Source organism: Streptomyces sp. G7(2002) (assembly GCF_028870195.1).
Classification (GTDB): domain Bacteria; phylum Actinomycetota; class Actinomycetes; order Streptomycetales; family Streptomycetaceae; genus Streptomyces; species Streptomyces nigrescens.
Genome location: NZ_CP102609.1, coordinates 416,686 through 438,084, shown reverse-complemented (window position 1 = coordinate 438,084; position 21,399 = coordinate 416,686). Strand labels below are relative to the sequence as shown.

Genomic DNA, 21,399 nt, shown 5'->3' with positions numbered 1-21,399 from the left:
GGCCGGGCCGACGGGCACCTCCGCTGCATCCATAATCGACCATTGGCTCCGCTCATGCGGCACTTGGCCCCATTCCGGCCGTTTGAACGCCACCGGCCGCCCTCCCCGGGCAGCGGTCGTCACCAGAGTTTGTCGATCTCGCCCGGGTACAGCTCGATGCGGGAGTGCGGGAACGCGGAACGATGGCTCCGGGCCCGGGATGAGAAGAAGCCGGCCAGGGTGACCTTGTCGAATCCGGGCCGGTCGCTGGGGAACGGGGCCTGGGGCGTACCGCCGATGAGCACCGCACCGGGGAGATGCTGCCAGCCCGCGCTCTCGTAGAACGGTTGCAGCGGCCGGTCGCAGGTGAACAGGCCGATATCCAGGTCCATGGCGGCCATTGCCTCACGGGCGGCCGTCACCAGACGGCGGCCGTGGCCCTGTCCGCGGGCGGTGCCACGGGTCACGACCGTGCTCAGCCCCGCGGCCCGGTACCGCTGCCCGGCGTGGACGAGTTCCTTGGTGAGGATGTCCAGCGCGGCGAGCACCGTGGCACCGTCGACCAGCAGCATCGACACCGGCCGCAGCGCCGGGTCGTGGGCGAAGGTGCCGGGCGCCGACGCGGAGTCCGGCGGCCACGCCTCGTCCCGGAGTTCCGACACCTGCTTCTGGAGTGCGGGCGGGGTATCGGCTTCCGGGAAGTTCATGATCGGCACCGGCCCATTGTGACGGCCCCGTACGACGGAGTCCACGGGTTTCCCGCGCCGGACCGACGGGTCGTCCGGCGCCGCCTCCGCGATGCTCCCGGACCCCCATCGTGCCTGCATGTGGCAGTCGCCCTGGGGCAGACGACAATCCATGGGAATGCTGAGGCGTTGGGAACGCGTGGTGGAGGACTGCGAGAGCGCACTGCTGGCCAAGATTTTCCGCACCGATCCGGTGGAGTTGTTCGATGCGCTACGGCAGGAGTGTGACGCCCATGCGGTCGTGTGCAGCCAGAGCCGAGTCCTCGTCCCCAATGACTACACCGTCGAGCTCGCGCCGCAGGTGCACGATGAACTGGCGGCACGCGGCGGAGAGGTGGGCCGTCAGCTGACCGATGTGCTGGCCCGGCACGCCGTCGACCGGGGCTACGAAGGGGCGGGTCCGCTCACCGTCCATGTCACCACCGGCGACGTACCGAACGGCAGGTACCGCATTTCGAGCGCGGCCCTCGCCCACATTCCCGCCGATGCCGCCGGTCCGCGAGCGACCTGACCGGGAGGCCCGCCGTTCGCCGGGGCCCCCGGCCGGCGCCGGGCTCTTACTCCTGCTCGGCTACTCCGCCGCGTCGGCGATCTCGGCGATCACCTGGGCATGGCAGGGCTCCGGAAGACACCAGCAGCCGAGCCGGCGCCCCCGTAGTTCCGGCAGGAGCGCGAGCAGGTCGGGGCGTTCCAGCAGGTAGGCGCGGTACTTCGCCAGGACCTCCGCGCGGGTTCCGTCCCGGCCCGGACGGAAGGGACTGGCCAACGGTGACGCCTTGAGATGCCAGCCGCCCCGGTTCATCGCGCGCCCCACGTACACGACGTCGGCGTAGTCCGGGTCGTCCCGGTGGCCCTTGAGATTGACGACGGTTGTGCGCTGCATACCGCCATCCTCGCGCGGCCCGCCGCGTCCGGCAGCGTCGGGGCGGGCCGAGTACGCCTCACGCTGCCTTCTTGCTCCTTGTGACCGGCCGGACGGCCGTCCCCGCGTGACCGCGGATGTGCGCGAGGACGGACCGCCCTACTCGGGGTTACTGCCTGCGACTACCGGTGAAGTGCCGGAAGCCGTGGAGGGTTTACAGCGGCCGGGCCCACAGGTCGTACTGGAGGCCCGAGCCGTCGCAGAAGGGGTCGGCCCACTTGCCGCTGCTGACCAGGTCGGTGCCGGCCGCCTGGCAGCCGCCGAGGGTCCAGAACTTCTTGCCGGTCCACACGGTTCCGGGAGGGCCGTCCATCGGCTTGACCTGGTGCTGTGTGGAGGAGGCGGCCGGCGCGGCGGCCTCGGTGCCGGTGGCGGCGTGGGCCTGGGCGGCGCCACCCAGCCCGATGACCGTGAGCGCGGCGGCGGCGACCGCGGTGCTGAGAATTCGCCTGTTACGCATGTCGTGTCCTTTCCCCGTAGCCAGGGCCCCTTGCGGGCCCGACACCCTGCACACGTATGACGCCCCCTCGACGTATGACACCCCCTCATGTGACGTGCGTCACATTGGCGGTCGTGGCTCGGGCGGGGGTGCTCCCGGTCGCTCCCTGGTCGTGAAGTGGCATGGCCGAAAAGGTATTTGACGTGTAGTCAGCCCTCTGGGGTCGGCTCTGTGTGTCTGATAGTGAAGTGTTCCGCAGTGCCCGATTTCGCCTGTCGCCTCGAAGTCGGCGTCGCGGCGGTCGTGATGGCGGGGTGTCCGGTGTGGTGCGCAGGTGTCGGGAGGTGCGGAAGTGGTCGCGCAAGCTGTCCCTACCTGCGGATTTACCTGTTCTTTTCAGGGTGTTGGCCGGAGACGCTTGCCTTGGAAGTCCGGGGATGGATAGCGTAACCAGCACCTAAAGCTTTCTGGACAGCTTTAGTGAAAGCTAAAACATCGTATCGTTCCCGGGTGGGGGAGAAGTATGCAGATCAAGGTTGCGGTGGCGTATCACAGTGGATACGGCCACACCGCAAAGCAGGCGGCGGCCGTTGCGGCCGGCGCGGAGAAGGTCCCCGACACCCAGGTGCGACTGGTCTCCCTCGCCGAGCTGAACGACGAACTGTGGGAGGTGCTGCAGGAGTCCGATGCCCTGATCTTCGGCACGCCGACCTACATGGGCGGCAGCAGCGCCGTCTTCCGCACGTTCGTCGAGGCCACCAGCCAGGTCTGGGGCGACAACATGCGCTGGAAGAACAAGATCGCCGGTGGCTTCACCAACAGCGGCAACATGGCGGGGGACAAGCTCAACGCGCTGATCGACATCGCGCTGTTCGCCGCCCAGCACGGCATGGTCTGGGTCGGCCTCGCTGAGTACGGCGGCTGGAACACCTCCTCCGGCAGCCCCGAGGACCTCAACCGGCTCGGCAGCTGGCTGGGCGCCATGTCCCAGTCGAACAACGACGAGGGTGCGGACGTCACCCCCTGCGCCAGCGACCTGCGCACCGCCGAGGCACTCGGCCGCCGGATCGCCGAGACCGCCCACATCCACCGGGCGGGCCGCGCGGCCGTCGGGTTCGACGAGGTGTCCGCCTGACCGTCGATGAGCCGCACTGAGGCAGCTGCGACGGGGGGGGGACCCGATGAACAGCCGTCAGGAGCCGGCGGTTTCCCACGCGGACGCACAGTCCGGAGTGGTACGCCGCGAGATGATCAGCCGTCACACACTCATCGGGACGGCTGTGGCCGGGGCCGAGGCGGCCCGCGTCGTGGGGGCGCGGGCACCCTGGCCGGGCACGCTCCCGGCGCCTGTCCGGGCGACACGGCCCGCTCCTTCCGTATCGCAGCCCTCCGCCGCGGGGTCGTCGGGATCGAGCCCGCCCGGGGCCGCTCTCCGTGCGGCGGCCCCGACAGCGGTGACCCGAAGACCGGCCCGGCGAGCGCACCGGCCGTCAGCCGCGCGCTGCGGGCGGGAGCGGCGGCCCTCGCTGCCCTCCCGGGACCGGCCCCGGGCCGTTTCTGCCCGGCGCCCTCCGTCTCCGCGATGTCCCGGGACGCCGTGACGCCGCCGCCGTACGGACTCCGCGAAGCCTTCCTCGTCCGGTCCTCGACCGCCCGGTTCCTGCTCCACCGCACACCGACCGAGGCCGCCGGTGCCCGGCTCCGCGCCGGCCTCGTGCACGAGGCCGGGGAGGGAGCACCCGACGCCGCCGCACGGTGCCGTGTGATCCGCGCGGCCGGTCTCTCCGGTGCCGTCCCCGCGCCGGGCGTCTGCCGCGGCCCGAAGCACCATCACTCCGGGGGCCCGTCCCCCGGAGTGAGGTACCACGGCCGCCATGGCGTGGCACACCTCCTGCTCGCCCTTGCGGCGCAGCCGGAGCCGGCACGCCCCTGGGCGCACCGGCTCCCACCGGTCCCGGCCGGCTGAAGCTCGTCCCCGTTCGGCAGTCCCACCACCTTCACCGTGTCCGCGGATGCCGCGCGCACGGCATGTCCTGGCCGCGCACTGTCCGTGCGGCCGTTCCCTGCCATCCCGAGGAGATCAGCCATGTTCAAGACCACCACCGACGCCGAGCTGTCGGGCAATCCGATCGATGAGGTGATCGGCTCCACGATCCGCTACGCGGCGCTCACCTCCGCCGCCAAGCTCGGTATCTTCCGGACCCTGGAGGAGGACGGCCCCAAGACCCTCGACGAGCTGGCCGCTGCGATCGGCGCGAGCACGGACGGCACCCGCGCGGTGGCCGACGTCGCCGCCGTCCTCGGCTGGCTGACCCTGGAGGACGGGCGCTACCGCAACGGCCCGCTCGCCGAACGCTGGCTGGGGCAAAGCGCCGAGTACGACTTCACCCCGGCGCTGCTGTGGGCGTACGAACTCACCAACGTGATGTGGGATCTGCCGCAGGCCGTCCGGGACGGCAAGCCCGCCCAGTCCCTGTGGGAGCGCTGGGCCGGCAACCCCGAGGCCGGACGGGACTTCTCCGCGTACATGCGGGTCAAGTCGCGGCTGACCGTGCAGCCCATCGTCGAGGCCGTCCCGCTGCCCGAAGGGGCGCGGCGCCTCCTCGACCTGGGCGGCTCACACGGACTGCACTCCATGGCCATGTGCGAGCGGCACCCCGAGCTCTCCGCCACCATCCTCGACCTGCCCGAGGCGCTCGCCGACACCGGCGCCGCGATCGAGAAGGCGGGGCTGTCCGACCGGATCACCCTGCAGCGCGGCAGCTTCCTCAGCGGTGACCTCGGCACCGGATACGACGTGGTCTTCCTCTTCGAGATCGTGCACAACCACACCGACGAGGAGAACCGGGACCTGATCGCGCGGGCCGCCAAGGCGCTGCGCCCCGGCGGCCGGATCGTGGTGCTCGAAGACGTCCGCGGTGAGCAGCTCGACGAGCACAACGCGGCGTTCTCGCTGGCCATGTACGCCTGCTCCGGCGACCGCACCTACAGCCTGCCGGAGATCTCCGGATGGCTCACCGACGCGGGGCTGAAGACCGTCGAGCGGATCGCGCTGCCCTCATCCGTGTCTCTGGTCGTCGGCACCAAGTAAAGCCGGCAGCCGGGGAAGGGGGGAGCACCGTGCAGATCGATCTGGCACACCGGTCGACCAGCTCATGGCTGGACGCCGCGGACCTCGCTCGTGAGGTGTACGCCCAGGCATACGGCGCCGATGTGGCGCCCCGGCCCGACTCGTTCATCGTCGCCCGGCCGGCCTGCGGCGCGGCGGAGAAGCCCTGCGCGCCACTGGCCTGCGCGGGGCTCACCTTCGGCAGAGACCAGGAGCTGTTCTCCGAGCGGTACCTCGAGACCGGTGTCGAGGACGCCGCGCTGTCCCGACTCGGGGCCTCTGTCGACCGCAGGCGGGTGGTGGAAGTGGGGGCACTGGCCACCCGCCGCGCCTCGGTCGGCCGCGAACTGATCAGAGCCACCCCGATCATCGCCTGGTGCCTGGGCATGGAGTACATCCTGTGCACCGTCACCCGCAGCCTGATCACGACCCTGGACCGGACCGGTATCTCCTTCGTGCCGTTCGGTCCCGCCGACCCGCGCCGGCTGTCTCCCGACGAGGCGGCGCGCTGGGGCACCTATTACGACCAGGAGCCGCAGGTCGGCGTCATCCCGCTGAACGCCCTGGACCGGCTGTTCTCCGACGCCACCGGGCGTTACTCCGTCACCGATCTCCAACTGAGCATCAGCGCCATGGAGGTGGCCGGTCATGCTGGGCATTGAGCAGAGCCTGGTCAGGTTCGGCGAGTCGGCGCGTCCGCTGATCGAGGTGCTGGGGGAGGACGGCGCGCCGGCCCGGACCCTCAGCTACCAGGAGGTGACGCGCCGGGCCGCTGACCTCGTCGAGCGGATCGGACCGGGCGACGGCCGGCCGCTGCGCATCGGCGTGGTCTGCGGCAACACCCCCGAATTCGTGGTCGCCGACCTCGCACTGATCGCCGCGCGCGCCACCGAAGTACCCGTCCCGCTGGCCTTCTCCGCCGAGCAGGCCGCCGGGCTGCTGGAGGAGACCGATCTGTGCGTGGTGGACGCGGCCGGGCAGGAGCGGCTGACCCAGTGGGGCAGGGACCGGGTCCTGCGCCCGGACTGCACGGTATTGCCGCTGTCCACAGACGGGCCCGTACCGTCCGCGCCCATGGTGCTGCCGCCGGCCCGCGCCGGGGGAGCGGACTGGGAGTGCAAGATCATCCACACCTCCGGGACGACCTCGCGTCCCAAGGGGGTACGGATCCGGGCGGCGGCCCTGAACGAACTGCTGGGCTCACTGCGTTCGGTGATGCCCGGCGGGGCCTTCGCCCGCTATCTCTCCGTCGTCCCGTTCAGCCTGCTCATCGAGCAGGTCACCGGCCTCTACATGGTCCTGCTCGACGGCGGGACGCTGGTCCTGATGCCGCCCGGCAAGGCCCTGGTCGGCACCACTGCGGCGGCCCCGGCCGATGCCATGCCGTATGTGACGTCCGCCCGCCCGACCGCGATGGTCGCCACGCCCGCACTCGTCGATGCCTTCGCCGCCGCCGCGGACGAGGCCGTGGCGAGCGGACGAGCGGTCGCACCGGCCCTCTTCGGCACTCCCTCGGCGCCGCTCATCTGCTGCGGCGGGGCGCCCGTGCACCCCGGTCTGCTGCGGCGGCTGGAGGACCACGGGCTCCCCGTGCACGAAGGGTACGGACTGTCCGAGAACAGCTCCGTGGTCAGCTGGAACACCCCGGACGCGCGCCGCCTCGGCACCGTGGGCCGGCCGCTGCCGCATGTCCGCGTCCGGACCGCGGACGACGGTGAACTCCTGGTCAGCAGCACCTCGTTGTTCGCCGGCTATACCCGCGACGACCCCTCCAGCCTGGTCCTCGACGCCGACGGCTGGCTCCGTACCGGCGATCTGGCCCGGATCGACGAGGACGGGTTCATCAGCATCACCGGACGCAAGAAGAACGTCATCATCACCGCGGCCGGCCGCAATGTGGCCCCCGAGTGGGTAGAGGCGCAGTACGCCCAACTCCCGTTCGTCCGCGCCGTCGCCGTGATCGGTGACGGACTCACCGCGCTCCACGGACTCTTCCTCGTCAAGGAGTCCACCGACCTCGCGGCGGCCGAAGCGGCCGTCCGGGAGTTCGGCGAAGCGCACCTCTCCGAGGTGGAGCGGGTCGCCGTACCGCACCTCACCGTCGCCGACGAGCGCCTCTACCGCCGGTTCTTCACCGTCACCGGAAGGCCCATGCGGGCAGCCATCCGCACTGCCCTGTCCAACGGAACGCTGTACGACCACCAAGGAGCAGACGCATGACCACCATCGCTGCCGTCGAGCCCTACGGGGCCGCCACCGGCCGGCTCGTCCTGCCCGCCGAGGACAGGTCGCTCGGTGCTCTGGACCCCGCATGGGTCACCGGGCTGCTCGCCGACGCCGGCTTTCTGCTGTTCCGGGGCTTCCGCACCGACCTGGAGGAGTTCACCTCCTTCGTGAAGGCGCACTCCAGCCGGATCACCCTCGACCCGGCACGCTCCTTCCACGGCGGCGAGGTCGCCCAGAAGGTGGACGCGGGCACCGTTGCCGTCGGCCTCCATCTGGAGAACGGCAACAGTCCCTTCGGCCCCGACCTGACGTGGTTCCTGTGCGAGAAGGCCGCCGCCAGCGGCTCCCAGACCACCGTCTGTGACGGCTACCGCGTCTGGGACGCGGCGAGTGACACCGCCCGCGCGGTCTTCGGCGTCAAGGACATCATGTACAGCCGCCGGGTGGAGGAGCCCAAGTGGAAGGCGTTCGTCTGCCACCAGACGGAAGGCCGCAAAAAGCTCGACGACATCACCTTCGCCGATATGAAGGACCTGGTGGGCGGCAGTGTGTCCACCACCCTCCAGCTCAACGACGACGGCTCCATCCACTACGCCTACCGCGTCGGTGCCGTCCACCCCACGCTCTTCGGCAGCCGGCTCTCCTGGGCCAACAGCGTCTTCGGCCCCTCGTACAACTACGAGGCCCCGCGCATCACCTTCGCCGACGGCACGGAGATCCCCCAGGAGCTCCTCACCGAATTCCGCCGCCTCACCGAGGAGCTGACCGAGGAGCTGGACTGGCAGGACGGCGACGTGGCCCTGATCGACAACACCCGGGTGATGCACGGCCGGCGCGAGATACTCGACACCGACCGGACCATCTACAACGCGCAGAGCTACCTCGACCCCGCGCTGCTGGCCGCCGTGCGGAACGGGAGGGCCCAGGGATGACCACCGCCACCACCGGACTCGACGACGAGCGCGTCGGCGCCGTCCTGGACGAGATCGCCAGGACCGCCGAGCGCAACGACCCGGACGTCATGAAGCGCGCCTACGCCACCGCGGCCGACTGGCCGCAGCCGCCCACCGCCCAGGAGGCGGCCGAGCTGTGCGCCCAGGCCGCGCTGCCCGTACACCCGCAGGTCGGTACCTTCCTGTACCAGCTGATACGGAGCCTGCGCCCGGCACTCGTCGTGGAGTTCGGCACCTCCTTCGGCGCCTCGACGATCTATGCGGCGGCGGCCCTGCGCGACAACGGCGGCGGCCGCATCATCGGCTCGGAGCTGCATCCCGGCAAGGCCGACCGGGCACGCAGCCATCTGGAGCGCGCCGGGCTCGCCGGCTACGCCGAGATCAGGACCGGCGACGCCCGGGAGCAGCTCGCCACGCTTCCCGGGCCGGTCGATCTGCTGCTGCTGGACGGCTGGAAGGAGCTCTACCTCCCGGTCCTCAAGCTGCTCGAACCCGCACTGCGCACCGGTGGCCTGGTCGTCTCCGACAACCTGCCGATGCTGCCACCCGAGTTCACCGACCATGTCCGCGCCGCCGGCAACGGCTATCTCTCCCAGCAGCTTCCGCTGGGCGACGGCATCGAATTCTCCGTCCGCCTCCAGCAAGAGGCCTGACACCGGTTCCACCCGGCTTCGCGAAGCCGTCGCGATCCGCGTCACCCCGTACGCACGGAAAGGGCACCGAACACCCGTGAATTCCCGTACCCACCGCCGCACCCTGCTCCGCGCCGGCGTCGCCGCGCTGCCCCTGGCGGCAGTGGCACCGGCCGCACACGCCGCCGGACAGTCCCCCAAACTCACCGCCGCCCAGGTGGCGAGCTGGACCGACGCCTACCTTGAGGCCTGGCGGACCAAGAACGACACCGCCGCGGTCCGGCTGTTCACCCCCGACGCCCTGTACGAGGCGGTGCCCGGCGTGGCCGCGCAGACCTTCCGCGGCCGCGAGGCCATCGGCCGCTACTGGCGCGACATCACCTCCGGCCAGAGCGAGATGACCGGCCGTCACGGCACCCCCGTCGTCACCGGCAACCGGGCGGCCGTCGAACTCTGGGTCACGATGCGGGCCCCCGCCATCAACCCCGACGGGGAGCACTGGGTCACCCTGCTGGAGACCAACATCCTGACCTTCGCTCCCGACGGCCGCTGCCGGCGCAACACCGAGTACTGGAACATGCAGATGGGCCGCCTGACACCGCCCCAGGGGTGGGGCACTGCATGACCTCCGCACGCCTGCTCGTCACCGGTGGCCGGGTCCTCAGCATGGACCCGGCCATCGGTGAACTGCCGTCCGCCGACATCCTGGTGGCGGACGGCCGGATCACCGAGGTACGCCCGGACATCGACGCCACGGCTGTGGACGAGCGGATCGACGCCCGGGGGTGCCTCGTGCTCCCCGGCTTCGTCGACACCCACCGGCACATGTGGCAGGCGGCGCTCCGCGGCAGCGGCGCCGACCAGACCCTCGACCAGTATTTCGCGACCGTCCTGCACACCCTTGCGCCCCGGCTCAGCGCCGACGATCTCCACCTGGGCAATCTGCTGAGCGCTCTGGGTGCCCTGGACGCGGGGGTGACCACCGTCCAGGACATCTCCAATGTCGACAAGACGACCGAGGAGCACACCGACGCCCTGCTCGACGCGCTCACCGAATCCGGGCTGCGCAGCGTCTTCGCCTACGGGCAGGGCACGGCACAGGACGCCCGCCGGGTCCGCAGCGACCGGCTGCACGCCAAGGACGGCCTGGTGACCATGGCGCTGAACGCCGAGGCCGGCAGCGACGACAACATCCGGCGCGGCTGGGCCCTGGCCCGTGAACTCGATGTGCCGACCGCGCTGCACGTCCGGGGCGGCAGCCCGGTCTCCCGGCTGCGCCGCCTCGGGGTACTGCGCCCCGGCACGGTCTTCATCCACGGCACCGGGATGGCGGCCGGCGAGCTGGAGCTGATCCGCGACAGCGGTGGGGCGCTGTCGGTCGCGCCCGCCATCGAGATGACCATGGGGCACGGTCTGCCGCCGTTCGCCGCCGCGGCGGCCGCCGGATTGCGTCCCAGCCTCAGCGTCGATGTCGAAGTCGCCGCACCCAGCGATATGTTCACGCAGATGCGGGCCGCCTTCCAGATCGGGCGCTTCGCCGCGCTGCAAGGCCACGCGGGCCCGGAAGCGGCGTTGCTCACGGCCCGGGAGGTGCTGGAGTTCGCGACGCTCGGCGGCGCCGAGGCGCTCGGGATGGCGGACCGTATCGGCTCTCTGACCCCGGGCAAGCAGGCCGATCTGCTCGTGCTGCGCACCGACCGCCCCGGAGTGGCGCCCCTGCACGACGCCACCGCGGCCGTCGTGTCGTCGATGGACCGCGCCGACGTCGACACCGTGTTGGTTGCCGGACGGATCGTCAAGCGCGCGGGGCGGCTGCAGTACGCCGGACTGCCGCGGCTGCTGGCACGGGCGGAGGAGGTGCGCGACCGGCTGGCCGGCTGCTGACCTCTCGCGTCAGCGCCGGATCAGCACGCCCTCCTCGATGGCGGCCAGCGCGATGCGCAGCTGTTCGCTGAGGGCCTTCGCGGTGCGTTCCGGAATCCGGTCGACGAGCCGGGCGTGCACGGCGGTGGTGGCGCGCACCGCCGCCTCGGCGGTCTCCACCCCGCTCGGTGTGAGCTGTACCCAGCTGCTGCGCGCATCGTCCTCGGCCGCCGCGCGGGTGACATAGCCGGCGGCCACCAGGCGCTTGATGACATTGCTGGTCCCGCCGGAGGACAGCAGGAGCGCGTGCGTGAGGTCGGTCGGCTTGAGGCGGTAGGGGGCGCCGATCCGCCGGAGGGTGGCGAGTACTCCGTACTCGGCCTGGGTGAGCCCCAGTTTCTCCAGCTCGGCGCCGGCCGCGATATCGAAGGCCGAAACCAACAGGGCGGTCCTTTTGGCCAGTTCCAGGGGGAGACCGGCAATTTCGGGCAGTTCGTGTCCCCATGCCGAGATGATCTCGTCTACGTGGTCAGGCTCCACTGTGAACCGCCTTCCCTCTACCCGATGCTCAGTACAAAGATATCCCACCCTCCACACAGGCACGTTCTGACCTGGGGAGACTGTGTGCTTGCCAGATGTGGACACTGTGAAAAGCTTTCCATCTATCTTTCAATATAGCTTTTTTCAATGCTTTCTCTCTATGCTTCTCTCATGTTCAAGCGTGAGCCGAGACGTGCCCTGGCCATGACGGCGGTCCTGTTTCTGGCCCTGACCAGCGTCACCGCCTGTGCCGGCCGTGACGTGGAAACGGCCCCACAGGGGAGTGCGATGGCGGAAAACCGTCGCTCCACCGAGGAAGGAACCATCGCAGTGCGAGAGTTCAGCGCCACACCGGACCGGCTGCCGTCGTGCTTCCACGGCGTCCGCGGCGCCACCGCGTACCGCCCGCCCGGTTCCTCGGGGGACGGCCGTCTGGTCACTCTGGGCACCGGTCCCCGCGGGGTGGTCTTCGCGCCCATCTCCTGGGGCGACGCCTGTGAATGGGCGGCCGAGGCCAAGCGGCTCGCCGCCGACGGCTATCACGTGGTCACCTTCGACTGGGGAGGGGACCGCCGCCGGACCGTGTCCGAAGCGACCCGGCTGCTGCGCTCGCGCGGCGCCAAGAACGTGGCGTGGGTGGGCGGTTGCATGGGCGGCACGCTCATGCTCGGCATGCTGACGGACCGCACCGACCACCCGGCCGGCGTCGCCGGAATCAGCCCCCTCGCCTCGCTGGGCGGCTACTCCGCCGGAAACGGCACGTCCTACGAGGGCGAACTGCTGCTCCTGGGCACCGCCGACGACCCGCTCTCCGACGAAGGGCGGCTGCGCGAGGTCGCCCACAGCTTCCCCAAGGCCGAGGTCACGGTCCTGCCCGGCACACTCCACGCCGCCGAGATCTTCGCCGGCCCGCACGGTGCCAAGGCCCGCCGCAGCCTCGACGGCTTCCTCGACCGGACCTTCGCCCCGGCGGACAGCTGAGCGTTCGGCGCCGCGGGCCCCCGTGGTGCGGGCCGGATCAGGCCCGCACCACGGGGAAGCCCCGCCCGCTCACACCGGGCACGGGCGGACGAGCCGGGGGCGGCCGGTCAGGGCATCGCTCAGGAGCGGGTGCCGAAGTCCTGCGTCCACCACGGGCCGTTGCCGCTGAGATTGACGCCCACACCGGTGGACTTGTAGGAGCAGTTCAGGATGTTGTCGCGGTGGCCCGGGCTCTTCATCCAGCCGTCCACCGCGGTGGCCGGGTCCTTGGGGCTCTTGAAGATGTTCTCGGCCCAGCTGCTCCACGGGAATCCGGCCTTGGTCATCCGGGTACCCGGGTCGACGCCTTCCGGCGTGTTGTGCTCGTAGTAGTTGCGGGCGGCCATGTCGTCCGAGTGGGCCTGTGCCGCCTTCTGGATACGGGGATCGACGGTGAGCGGGCCACAACCGTGCTGCGCCCGCTGGGCGTTGACCAGCTCGACGACCTTCTGCGCGAACCGCGCGGCGGTGCCGGAAGCGGCCTGTGCTCCGTTCGGCGTGGTGTTTCCCGCTCCGGAGTCGACGTGGGGCGTACGGGGAGCGCTCCGCTGGGCGGAGTCACCGTTGCCGCTGCCGGGACGGCTGGCCTGCGGCCGGGGCGAGGAATGCCGCTTGCCGTGCCGCTTGGCCTTGGACGGGGAGGCCGAGGGCTTCTTGTGGGTCTTGGGGGTGCGCGAGGTGGACGGCGTCGGCTTGGCGGAGACGGTCGCCGTGGACGCCGACGGCACGGACGCATCCGCCGCGAGCGCCCGGTCGGCTCCCGAGTCGGGGCGTATCAGCACCACGGACGCGCCGCCCACGGTGACCACGGCCGCCACCGCCAGGAGGGTGGCCTTGCGCCGCGGAGTGCTGCCGGCGCGGTGCGTGCCGCTGGTCCGCCCGTGCCGGCCTCCCGCGCTGCCGCCCGCCCCGGCCCCGCCGGAACGCCGGTGCGCACCGGCCTCGCCCGCCCCGCGGCCGCTCCCGGCCGGCGTCTCGTCGTGGCGCTCCGTCTGAAGGTGGTCGTTGTTCATGGTTCCGTTTCCTGTGGGGGATGGGGATCTGCCGGCCCGCTGAGCCCGGGGGACCCGTTGTTCTTGCGGGCCGACACATGGGAGAGCACGGGGCCGGGACCAGATAACGGAAACTGCGAAAAGTTTTTTCGTGGGCCGTCAGCAGGCCGGATTCCACGCTGCGCGCGCCGGCCGGGGCGTCTGGAGTGCGCCATGGGCGTCGGCCGGGGACCGGGGTGCTTCCGGAGCCACGTAGGTTTTTTCTGTTATCGCGGCGAGCGCGCGGGATCTCCTGTGTGCGGGGGCTACGGGTACGCACGAAGGAACAGGAACGAATAGGCGTGAAGCAGGAAAACGGGACGGAGGCCGTCGAGGCAGCCAAGGCCGGGGACGAAGAGGCCCGGGAGCAGCTGGTCGCCGCATACCTGCCGCTGATCTACAACGTCGTGGGCCGCGCACTGGACGGCCATGCGGACGTCGACGACGTGGTGCAGGAGACCATGCTGCGCGTCCTGGAGTCGCTGGACGGCCTGCGGGAGCCGGCGTCCTTCCGCTCCTGGCTGGTGGCGATCGCCATGAACCAGGTGCGCCGCCGGTGGACCGCCGCCCGCAAGACACCCGTCGTCGGCCTGGACCAGGCGCCGGAACGGGCCGACCGCTCCGCCGATTTCGTGGACCTGACCATCCTGAAGCTGGGCCTTTCCGGCCAGCGCCGTGAAGTGGCCGCGGCCACCCGCTGGCTGGACGAGGGGGACCGGTCACTGCTGTCCCTGTGGTGGCTGGAGGCCGCCGGTGAGATCAGCAGGCCGGAGCTGGTCGCCGCCGTCGGGATCGACTCCCGCCATGCGGCGGTCCGTGTGCAGCGGATGAAGGAGCAGCTCGAAGCCGGCCGCGTCGTGGTCCGCGCGCTCTCGGCAACTCCTCTCTGCCCCGAACTGTCCCAGCTGACGGAAACCTGGGACCACGAGCCCTGCGCCCTCTGGCGCAAGCGAATAGCCCGCCATGCGCGTCAGTGCAGGGCCTGCTCCGGACACTGGGACGACCTGCTGCCCGCCGAGGGCCTATTGGCCGGTCTCGCCATGCTGCCGCTGCCCTCGCACCTCACTCCGCAGACCGTCCTGCCCGCCCCTGCCGCCGCCACCGTGCAGGCGTCCTCGGCACCCGCGGACCCCGCGTCCGGTGCGACCGGCGCACACCATCTGCCGAAGCGGCCGCCCCGGGTGAAGAAGGGCACGGTCGTCGCGGGCACCGCCACCCTCGTGGTGGCCGTCAGCGCCGCCGTGTGGTGGTCTCCCGGCACGCCCCCGGACAACCGGAAGGACGAGCCGAAGGCGCCCCGTACCGTGGCTGCCCGCACCCCCTCGCCACGCCCCACCCCCACACCCACCCCGACCCCGTCACCCTCCAGGACCGCGCCTCCCACACGGTCCGCCACACCGACCCCCACGCCCTCGGCCACCCCGCCCGACCTCGAAGAGCAGGCCACCGCACTCATCAACCAGCGGCGGGCGCGGGCCGGCTGCGGGCCGCTGCGCATCGAGCGACGCCTGCACGCCGCGGCGCAGCGTCACTCCGCCGATATGGCGGCACGGCAGTACTACGAGCACGAGACTCCGGACGGCACCGGCCCCGACGAGCGGATCACCGCGACCGGATACCAGTGGAGCAGCTGGGGCGAGAACCTCCACCGCGGCCCGCGGACCGCCGCCGACGTGGTGAACGACTGGATGGGCGACAGCATGCACCGCGACAACCTGCTCAACTGCGCCTTCACGGAGGTCGGCATCGGCGTCGTCCAGGGCTCGGGCGGGCCCTGGTGGACCCAGGACCTCGCGGCTCCGCGCTGACTTCGGCGGGCAGAGTCGGTCGTCTACCGGACCGCGGCCACCGGAATGTCCTGGCGGCCGGTAGCGCTGCACCTCACGGAGAAGCAGTCCGTCGCACACAAGGAGAACGGCGCATGACCGATACTGTGCAGGAGTGGCAGCTGTCCGCACGCCCCGTGGGGCGCCCGGTGCCGGGGGACTTCCGGCTCGTGGAGCGGGAGTTGCCGGCACCGGCCGAAGGTGAGGTGCAGGTCCGTAACACCTTCCTCTCGGTGGACCCCTATATGCGGGCCCTGATGAGTGCCACGGCGGCCGGGAGCCTGGCCTACGGGTTAGACCGGCCGATGACGGGTGGTGCGGTCGGTGAGGTCGTCGCGTCGCGGGCGGTTGGTCTGTCGCCGGGGGATCTGGTGCTCAGCGACCTGGGATGGCGTACCGGCGCGGTCGCTCCTGCCGGACGCTTCACCAGGCTGCAGCGTATCGAGGGGGTACCGGACTCCGCGTTCCTCGGCGTACTGGGGATGCCCGGACTGAGCGCGTACGTCGGGTTGACCGAGATCGCGGGAATGCGCGCGGGGGACACGGTCTTCGTTTCCGGCGCGGCCGGGGCGGTGGGCAGTTTGGCCGGGCAGATCGCGCGGCTGCGCGGGGCGAAGGCGGTGATCGGCAGCGCCGGTTCCGCGGCGAAGGTGGACTACCTGACCGGCGGACTCGGCTTCACCACCGCCTTCAACTACAAGTCCGGCACGGTGCGCGAACTGCTCGCCGAGGCCGCCCCGGACGGTATCGACGTGTACTTCGACAACGTCGGAGGAGACCACTTGGAGGCCGCCATCGACGCGCTGAACCTGAACGGCAGGGCCGCGCTGTGCGGAGCGATATCCGGGTACCACGACACCGAGCCCGCGGCGGGGCCGCGCAACATGGTCGAGCTGGTGAAGAAGCGGATCACGCTGCGCGGCTTCGAGGTCGGGGACCATGCGGGTCTCCAGCCGCGCTTCGCCGAAGAGATGGGCGGCTGGCTGGCCGCACGGAAGATCAGCTTCCGTGAGACGTTCGAGGACGGCATCGCCCACACGGTGGAGGCCTTCCTCGGGCTGATGGACGGCCGGAACACCGGAAAGATGGTGGTGCGCCTCTGACCGCAGCGGCCGCTGCGCTGCGCCGTCGGGCCCAGTGCCCGCTGTCTCCGGGCCACTTAGGAGACGGTGCCGGACGGATGGCGGCAGCTGGTGCTGTCGGGGCGTCAGAGGTGTGTACGGGAGACCGGCAGCAGCTCCGCCCCGGACAAGACGCAGCCCCGGTCACCGGGCGGGCGCGTGGACCGGCCCGCCCGATGACCGGGGCGGTGTGCGAGGAGCTGTTGGGGGCGTATCAGGGCGCGGTGTGCCAGCTCAGCGATCGGGAGAGCAGCTTGCGCAGTGCCGGGTCACGGACCGCCTTCGTACGGTCGGTGGCCCGGGCCGTGACCGTATGGGGGCGGCCGTCGGCCGGGACGCCGAGAGTGCGCGGGACGACCGTGGTGCTGCCGCGCGCGGCCTTGCGCTCGCGGCCGTCGACATACCACTTCAGCTGCGCGGAGGCGGGTGCGGTGACACGGATACGGGTCCCACGGGAGACCGCGTGGTGGGTGGAGACCGGGCTGCTCAGCACGCTCGCATAGCGGTAGAAGCCCGCGATCATCGCCTCGCGGCCGGGGAGGTTGAACTCCTGGCCCAGGGTCCGCATGATCGAGTTGTCGGTGGGACGGTTGAGCCCGTACTGGTAGTAGCCGCCGCCCTCGAAGGCGCCGACCGCGCCGCCGTCCGGGGACTGCTGGCCGATCCAGCGGTACCACTTCTGCTGCTGAGCGGTCATCTGGTCGGCGGAGAGCTTGGTGAGGTTGGTCTGGGCGGGCTCGGGGCCGGTGTAGGTGCCGGACTGGCCGTAGTCGTACTCGTCGGCGAGCTTGCCGAGCGAGTGGCCGGTCTCGTGGACCGCGATCTGGTCCGACTGGTCGTTGTCGGAGGAGGCGGTGGCGATCCCGTCGTAACCGACCTGCGAGGAGATGTCGTTGTAGCCCGCACCGCCGTACTTGGTGGAGTTGGAGAGGACCACGACGAGGTCGGCGGCCGGGGCCTTGGAGGCGTACGACTCGACCTTGCCGGTGTCGACGCACAGCAGCCGCTCGGTGTTGTCGCAGAAGAACGCGGAGTCGAGGGCGGTGTCGCGGACCACGTCCTTCGTCGGGTCCCCGGAGACGCCGGACTCGTTGGAGACGGCGTCCACGGCCCAGACGTTGAACAGGCCGCGGTAGGTGGCGTACGGCTCGACACCGGAGATCTTGGCCCACTTGGCGCGGACGTCGGCGTGGAAGTCCTCCTGCTGGGCGGCGGTGTAGCCGTCACCGACGAAGACGACATCGAGCTTGGTGCCGACCGTGCCGTTCTGCACGATCGAGGTGACATCGCCGTCGCCGGCGGCGATCGCCGCCTTCTCGGACGGCGCGAGCGGCTTGGAGGCCGGAACGGTGGTCTGCCGTGGGTGGCCGTCCGCGCCGTTGAAGTACTCGACGTGCTGGGTGCGTTGGGCCTGCGGGGCCGGGGTGGCGCCTTCGGCGGTGGCCGCGACGGCCGTCGCGGCCACCGCCGCCGCGGCGATGCCGACGGACACCGCGGTGCGTATGGACGTGCGTCTGCGGTGCTGTCCGGGGGTGTTTCTGCGCATGGGGGGTTCCTCCCGAAGCCCGGCGCAATGCACCGGGCTGAGCTGAAATCAGGCGCGCTCAACGTAGAGGCTCCGGGGGCTCCAGGCAACGGATGGTGCCTGAGTGGCTCACCAGACAGCTGAGTTCGGGTCACGGGAGGGCGCGAGAAAACGCCTTTCGGAGCAACGTCCGGTGGGGGACGGGACTTGTGCGAGCGGAGCCATCACCAGGCCGTCGGGCCGTCAGCCCGCGGGTGGCCGCGCCCCGTAGGGCCGCACGGGGATACGTGTAGGGGGTGTTGCGGGTGGTGGGGTGAGCGCGGGGGCGTACGCGCCTGGCGTGGTGTGGTTGTGTATATGTCTGTGTTTTGTCACACCAACGGGGATTTCTTCCGCCAAGGCGTGACGGGCCGTCACTCTGTGGGAGCCCGGCCAAACCGGCCGGGAGTCCGGTTTTTGGGCGCCGTCAGCGGCGTCCGCCACAGGAGGTTCGATGTTCCGTAACGCTTCGCGTGTCGCCATGGCTGTACTGGGCTCCGCGGCCCTGGCAGCCACCGCCGCCCTCCCGGCCAGCGCGGACGGCCACCACCGCCACACTCCGCAGCGCTGGCGGTCCGCTGTCGTTCTGGGGACGATCCAGTACGACAGCCCGGGACGCGACGACCGCTCGAACCGCAGCCTCAACGCGGAGTGGGTGACGGTGCGGAACACCGGCCGCACACCCGTCAACATCAAGGGCTGGAGCCTGTCCGACAAGAGCGGACACACCTATCGCTTCGGCAACCTGCGTTTGGCCGGCCACAGCCAGGTCCGCGTCCACACCGGCTACGGCCACGACAACCGCTGGGACGTCTACCAGGACCGGCGCAACTACGTCTGGGACAACAACCGTGACACCGCAACCCTGCGCAACGACCACCGCCGCGTCGTCGACCAGGAGCGCTGGGGACACGGCCACCGTCACTGACCCCGTGCGGAACTGACCGGTGAGGCAGACAGCGCCCCTGTCGCCCTCACCGGCCACCGCTCCGGAACCGGTGCGCCACAGGCAGCCGGCCTGTGGCGCACCGCCCTTTTGCGCGCCGCCGTCAGCCGGCCCCCGAACGGGCTGCCACCGGCTCAGACCGTGATGACGAGCTTGCCGCGCACATGCCCCGCTTCGCTCAGCTCCTGCGCCTTGGCCGCGTCGGCGAGCGGGAAGGTCTCGACGACCGGTACCGCGAGCCTGCCCTCGACGGCGAGGCGGGCGTGCGCGGCCAGGCCTGCCCGGATCTGCTCCGACGGTGTACCGCCCGCGGAGAAGGGCACCCCGTGCTCGGCGGCGTTCATATCGGCGATGGTGACGATCCGGTCCGTCGTTCCGCCGCGCAGCGCGATGGAGACCGGCAGTGCGTCCTGCCCGGCCGCGTCGAAGACCGCGTCCACGCCCTGGGGGGCAACCGCCCGGACCCGGTCGGCCAGGCCCGCCCCGTACGCCACCGGAACCGCACCCAGCGCACGCAGGAAGTCGTGATTGGCCGGGGACGCCGTACCGACCACCGTGGCGCCCCCGGCCACCGCCAGCTGGACCGCGACCTGGCCGACCGCGCCCGCCGCCCCGTGCAGCAGCAGGGTCTCGCCCGTCGTCAGGCCCAGCAGGTCAAGGACGCGCTGCGCCGTCTCACCGGCCACCGGGAGGGCCGCCGCGGCCTCGAAGGAGAGCGCTGCAGGCTTGCGCACGATGTCTCCCGCGAGGGCGTGCTCCGCGTACGCACCGGTCCTGGTCCAGCCGAAGACCTCGTCGCCGACGGCGAACTCGTCCCCCGCGCCGTCGCCGAGCGCGTCCACCACCCCGGCGAACTCCAGGCCCGGCACGGCGGGAAACGTCGTGGGGTAGAACTGCTCCACCCATCCGTAACGCCGTTTGTAATCCAGCGGATTGACGCCGACCGTCACCACCTTCACCCGTACGTCGCCCGGTCCGGGAACCGGCTTGTCGGTGTCCCCGAGGCGGAGCACCTCGGCGCCGCCGAAGGTGTCATAAATGATCGCTCGCATGACGGTCTCCCTGTTCGGTGCAGGAAATGCCGTGGAGGCATTGGATTGATGCCTTCAGCCTCGTTGCCGGGGACGGGCACGACGCCGGCCATCGGGACAGTCCGGCCTGGCCGAAAGGCCAGCACCTGCGCCAGATCCCCTGGCTACGCTGAGGCTCATGCAGTTGACCGGATCGGTGCCCGCCCTGACCGCCGCATACGAGGTGATCCGCCAGCCACTCGGCGAGATCCTGCCCCGGCTCTCCGCCGTGCTGGCCGAGCTGGTGCCGCACCGGGCGGTGGCTGAACTCTCCACCCACTGCGCCCACTCACCGTTCAAGACCTACGGCGCGGCCGAGATCACCGGCCGGCTGTCCACCGCCGATCTGACGCCGCTGCTCGCCTCCGGCATCCCCGGCCGCCCATGGCAGGGCACGCTCACCCTCGCCGGTGCGGAGCGGCCGGCCCTCGTCGTGACGAGCCGGGCGACACCCCGCGGCGCCGTCCTGCTGCTGGTACGGGACGCGGACGCCACCCCGGCCGACGAGGCGGCCGCCGCCCTCGTACAAGCGCTGTGGGACGTGGTCACCAGCCACTTCGACCGCATGGCGGCGGAGGCCCTGCCCGGCGCGCTGGCCCGTTCGCGGACCGCCGCCGGAACCCGGGCCCGAGTGATCGCGGAGCTGGGCGAGGCCTACTCGGCCGCGCTCACCGGGGTGTTGGGAGTCCTGCGCAGTCGCAGCCTCGACGATGCGGCGGCCCGCGCCACCGCCACGGATCTGGCCGTCTCGGCCCTGGTGGACCTTCGTGCGGAGGCGGAGCGCGACCAGCAGATCGCCGAGGAGCCGGCCGGGCAGGCCTTCGCCCGGCTCGCCGACTCCCTGCGGCCGCTCGTCCGCCACAGCCCCGTACGACTGGAGCTGGGCGCCCCCGACTCCCCGCGGACCGTGGCCGCCGACGTGGCTCACACCGCGCGGGTCATCGTCCGGGCGCTGCTGCTGAAGGTCCTGGAACAGGAGACGGTGACCCGCGTCCACGTCGCCTGGCAGATCACCGACGACGAACTGCGCGCGACCGTACGGGACGACGGGCCCGGCACCCTCACCCACGGCGCCCTGGCCCCCGGCGGGGTCGCCGAGCGACTCGCCGTACTGGACGGACGGCTGGACGTCGACGCGGTGCCCGGGTGGGGGACCACGGTGTCGGCGACGATCCCGCTGCGGGTGTCCCAGGACCCGGCACCCGACCCGCTCACCGCACTGGGCGAGCGGGAACTCCAGGTACTGGCCCGGCTCGCGCTCGGGCACCGCAACCGGGCGATCGCCCAGGAACTCCACATCAGTGAGTCGACGGTGAAGTTCCATGTCGCGAAGATCCTCACCAAACTGGGCGTCGAGTCACGGGGCGCGGCGGCGGCCCTCTTCCATGCCGTGGCCTAGCCGCCGCCCCGCT

Annotated in this window: 22 protein-coding genes; 15 read left to right on the top strand and 7 right to left on the bottom strand. The window is 71.3% G+C overall.

Annotated features, from left to right (window positions below):
• Nucleotides 1-119: 119 nt before the first annotated feature.
• Complete coding sequence (locus tag NUT86_RS01925; RefSeq protein ID WP_262371357.1) at nt 120-686, bottom strand: GNAT family N-acetyltransferase; 567 nt, start codon at nt 684-686, stop codon at nt 120-122.
• Nucleotides 687-837: 151 nt separating this feature from the next.
• On the opposite strand from NUT86_RS01925, the gene NUT86_RS01920 reads away from it, so the two are divergent.
• A complete protein-coding gene (locus NUT86_RS01920; protein WP_093636122.1) occupies nt 838-1,236 on the top strand; it encodes a DUF3662 domain-containing protein in 399 nt (132 codons plus the stop codon).
• A 60-nt stretch (nt 1,237-1,296) separates the two neighbouring features.
• On the opposite strand, the gene NUT86_RS01915 is transcribed toward NUT86_RS01920, so the two are convergent.
• On the bottom strand, nt 1,297-1,608 hold the full coding sequence (locus tag NUT86_RS01915; RefSeq protein WP_159491783.1) for a DUF4326 domain-containing protein: 312 nt from the start codon (nt 1,606-1,608) through the stop codon (nt 1,297-1,299).
• Nucleotides 1,609-1,801: 193 nt separating this feature from the next.
• A complete protein-coding gene (locus NUT86_RS01910; RefSeq protein WP_148590142.1) occupies nt 1,802-2,107 on the bottom strand; it encodes a hypothetical protein in 306 nt (101 codons plus the stop codon).
• Nucleotides 2,108-2,609: 502 nt separating this feature from the next.
• Here NUT86_RS01910 and NUT86_RS01905 point away from each other — a divergent pair.
• The 9 genes from NUT86_RS01905 (at nt 2,610) to NUT86_RS01865 (ending at nt 10,890) form a co-directional block, all read left to right on the top strand.
• On the top strand, nt 2,610-3,221 hold the full coding sequence (locus NUT86_RS01905; RefSeq protein WP_109886716.1) for a flavodoxin family protein: 612 nt from the start codon (nt 2,610-2,612) through the stop codon (nt 3,219-3,221).
• 447 nt (nt 3,222-3,668) lie between these two features.
• Entirely contained in the window at nt 3,669-4,052 is a 384-nt protein-coding gene (locus NUT86_RS01900) for a hypothetical protein (RefSeq protein ID WP_274732935.1), read from the top strand.
• Nucleotides 4,053-4,172: 120 nt separating this feature from the next.
• Complete coding sequence (locus tag NUT86_RS01895; RefSeq protein WP_274732933.1) at nt 4,173-5,177, top strand: methyltransferase; 1,005 nt, start codon at nt 4,173-4,175, stop codon at nt 5,175-5,177.
• 29 nt (nt 5,178-5,206) lie between these two features.
• Complete coding sequence (locus NUT86_RS01890) at nt 5,207-5,857, top strand: thermostable hemolysin (protein WP_109886710.1); 651 nt, start codon at nt 5,207-5,209, stop codon at nt 5,855-5,857.
• On the top strand, nt 5,844-7,415 hold the full coding sequence (locus NUT86_RS01885; RefSeq protein ID WP_274732930.1) for an AMP-binding protein: 1,572 nt from the start codon (nt 5,844-5,846) through the stop codon (nt 7,413-7,415). The genes NUT86_RS01890 and NUT86_RS01885 overlap by 14 nt, the downstream gene beginning before the upstream one ends.
• Entirely contained in the window at nt 7,412-8,353 is a 942-nt protein-coding gene (locus NUT86_RS01880) for a TauD/TfdA family dioxygenase (RefSeq protein WP_093636106.1), read from the top strand. Before NUT86_RS01885 ends, NUT86_RS01880 begins: the two co-directional genes overlap by 4 nt.
• Complete coding sequence (locus tag NUT86_RS01875; RefSeq protein WP_159491787.1) at nt 8,350-9,027, top strand: O-methyltransferase; 678 nt, start codon at nt 8,350-8,352, stop codon at nt 9,025-9,027. Before NUT86_RS01880 ends, NUT86_RS01875 begins: the two co-directional genes overlap by 4 nt.
• Before the next feature lie 76 nt (nt 9,028-9,103).
• Entirely contained in the window at nt 9,104-9,631 is a 528-nt protein-coding gene (locus tag NUT86_RS01870; protein ID WP_109886704.1) for a nuclear transport factor 2 family protein, read from the top strand.
• Nucleotides 9,628-10,890 (top strand): amidohydrolase family protein, encoded by a 1,263-nt coding sequence (locus NUT86_RS01865; protein WP_274732926.1) that lies wholly within the window; start codon nt 9,628-9,630, stop codon nt 10,888-10,890. Before NUT86_RS01870 ends, NUT86_RS01865 begins: the two co-directional genes overlap by 4 nt.
• Before the next feature lie 9 nt (nt 10,891-10,899).
• On the opposite strand, the gene NUT86_RS01860 is transcribed toward NUT86_RS01865, so the two are convergent.
• Nucleotides 10,900-11,409: a MarR family winged helix-turn-helix transcriptional regulator gene (locus NUT86_RS01860; protein ID WP_093636098.1), complete on the bottom strand. Its 510-nt coding sequence runs from the start codon at nt 11,407-11,409 to the stop codon at nt 10,900-10,902.
• A gap of 171 nt (nt 11,410-11,580) precedes the next feature.
• Between NUT86_RS01860 and NUT86_RS01855 the strand changes: the two genes are divergently transcribed.
• Complete coding sequence (locus NUT86_RS01855) at nt 11,581-12,390, top strand: alpha/beta hydrolase (protein WP_274732923.1); 810 nt, start codon at nt 11,581-11,583, stop codon at nt 12,388-12,390.
• Nucleotides 12,391-12,509: 119 nt separating this feature from the next.
• Here the strand turns inward: NUT86_RS01855 and NUT86_RS01850 are convergent, their stop codons facing one another.
• Entirely contained in the window at nt 12,510-13,442 is a 933-nt protein-coding gene (locus NUT86_RS01850; protein WP_274732921.1) for a CAP domain-containing protein, read from the bottom strand.
• A 320-nt stretch (nt 13,443-13,762) separates the two neighbouring features.
• Between NUT86_RS01850 and NUT86_RS01845 the strand changes: the two genes are divergently transcribed.
• Both NUT86_RS01845 and NUT86_RS01840 read left to right on the top strand, forming a co-directional pair.
• Nucleotides 13,763-15,268, top strand: coding sequence for a sigma-70 family RNA polymerase sigma factor (locus NUT86_RS01845; protein ID WP_274732919.1), 1,506 nt, complete (start codon nt 13,763-13,765; stop codon nt 15,266-15,268).
• Nucleotides 15,269-15,381: 113 nt separating this feature from the next.
• The gene (locus tag NUT86_RS01840) at nt 15,382-16,389 is read left to right on the top strand and encodes an NADP-dependent oxidoreductase (RefSeq protein ID WP_266437510.1); all 1,008 of its coding nucleotides are present in this window, start codon (nt 15,382-15,384) and stop codon (nt 16,387-16,389) included.
• 232 nt (nt 16,390-16,621) lie between these two features.
• Here NUT86_RS01840 and NUT86_RS01835 read toward each other — a convergent pair whose 3' ends face one another.
• Entirely contained in the window at nt 16,622-17,953 is a 1,332-nt protein-coding gene (locus NUT86_RS01835; protein ID WP_159491797.1) for a M64 family metallopeptidase, read from the bottom strand.
• A 472-nt stretch (nt 17,954-18,425) separates the two neighbouring features.
• Between NUT86_RS01835 and NUT86_RS01830 the strand changes: the two genes are divergently transcribed.
• Nucleotides 18,426-18,899, top strand: a complete 474-nt coding sequence (locus NUT86_RS01830; protein ID WP_109886693.1) for a lamin tail domain-containing protein — start codon at nt 18,426-18,428, stop codon at nt 18,897-18,899.
• A gap of 152 nt (nt 18,900-19,051) precedes the next feature.
• Here NUT86_RS01830 and NUT86_RS01825 read toward each other — a convergent pair whose 3' ends face one another.
• Nucleotides 19,052-19,969, bottom strand: coding sequence for an NADP-dependent oxidoreductase (locus NUT86_RS01825; protein WP_274732914.1), 918 nt, complete (start codon nt 19,967-19,969; stop codon nt 19,052-19,054).
• Between the two features lie 157 nt (nt 19,970-20,126).
• Here NUT86_RS01825 and NUT86_RS01820 point away from each other — a divergent pair, with 157 nt between their 5' ends.
• Nucleotides 20,127-21,386, top strand: coding sequence for a LuxR C-terminal-related transcriptional regulator (locus NUT86_RS01820; RefSeq protein ID WP_266437520.1), 1,260 nt, complete (start codon nt 20,127-20,129; stop codon nt 21,384-21,386).
• Nucleotides 21,387-21,399: the final 13 nt, after the last annotated feature.

What these genes read in the sequence shown, in the direction of transcription:
- NUT86_RS01925 (WP_262371357.1), bottom strand. Translation starts at nt 686, where the DNA reads ATGAACTTCCCGGAAGCCGATACCCCGCCCGCACTCCAGAAGCAGGTG.
- NUT86_RS01920 (WP_093636122.1), top strand. Translation starts at nt 838, where the DNA reads ATGGGAATGCTGAGGCGTTGGGAACGCGTGGTGGAGGACTGCGAGAGC.
- NUT86_RS01915 (WP_159491783.1), bottom strand. Translation starts at nt 1,608, where the DNA reads ATGCAGCGCACAACCGTCGTCAATCTCAAGGGCCACCGGGACGACCCG.
- NUT86_RS01910 (WP_148590142.1), bottom strand. Translation starts at nt 2,107, where the DNA reads ATGCGTAACAGGCGAATTCTCAGCACCGCGGTCGCCGCCGCCGCGCTC.
- NUT86_RS01905 (WP_109886716.1), top strand. Translation starts at nt 2,610, where the DNA reads ATGCAGATCAAGGTTGCGGTGGCGTATCACAGTGGATACGGCCACACC.
- NUT86_RS01900 (WP_274732935.1), top strand. Translation starts at nt 3,669, where the DNA reads ATGTCCCGGGACGCCGTGACGCCGCCGCCGTACGGACTCCGCGAAGCC.
- NUT86_RS01895 (WP_274732933.1), top strand. Translation starts at nt 4,173, where the DNA reads ATGTTCAAGACCACCACCGACGCCGAGCTGTCGGGCAATCCGATCGAT.
- NUT86_RS01885 (WP_274732930.1), top strand. Translation starts at nt 5,844, where the DNA reads ATGCTGGGCATTGAGCAGAGCCTGGTCAGGTTCGGCGAGTCGGCGCGT.
- NUT86_RS01880 (WP_093636106.1), top strand. Translation starts at nt 7,412, where the DNA reads ATGACCACCATCGCTGCCGTCGAGCCCTACGGGGCCGCCACCGGCCGG.
- NUT86_RS01875 (WP_159491787.1), top strand. Translation starts at nt 8,350, where the DNA reads ATGACCACCGCCACCACCGGACTCGACGACGAGCGCGTCGGCGCCGTC.
- NUT86_RS01865 (WP_274732926.1), top strand. Translation starts at nt 9,628, where the DNA reads ATGACCTCCGCACGCCTGCTCGTCACCGGTGGCCGGGTCCTCAGCATG.
- NUT86_RS01855 (WP_274732923.1), top strand. Translation starts at nt 11,581, where the DNA reads ATGTTCAAGCGTGAGCCGAGACGTGCCCTGGCCATGACGGCGGTCCTG.
- NUT86_RS01850 (WP_274732921.1), bottom strand. Translation starts at nt 13,442, where the DNA reads ATGAACAACGACCACCTTCAGACGGAGCGCCACGACGAGACGCCGGCC.
- NUT86_RS01840 (WP_266437510.1), top strand. Translation starts at nt 15,382, where the DNA reads ATGACCGATACTGTGCAGGAGTGGCAGCTGTCCGCACGCCCCGTGGGG.
- NUT86_RS01835 (WP_159491797.1), bottom strand. Translation starts at nt 17,953, where the DNA reads ATGCGCAGAAACACCCCCGGACAGCACCGCAGACGCACGTCCATACGC.
- NUT86_RS01830 (WP_109886693.1), top strand. Translation starts at nt 18,426, where the DNA reads ATGTTCCGTAACGCTTCGCGTGTCGCCATGGCTGTACTGGGCTCCGCG.
- NUT86_RS01825 (WP_274732914.1), bottom strand. Translation starts at nt 19,969, where the DNA reads ATGCGAGCGATCATTTATGACACCTTCGGCGGCGCCGAGGTGCTCCGC.
- NUT86_RS01820 (WP_266437520.1), top strand. Translation starts at nt 20,127, where the DNA reads ATGCAGTTGACCGGATCGGTGCCCGCCCTGACCGCCGCATACGAGGTG.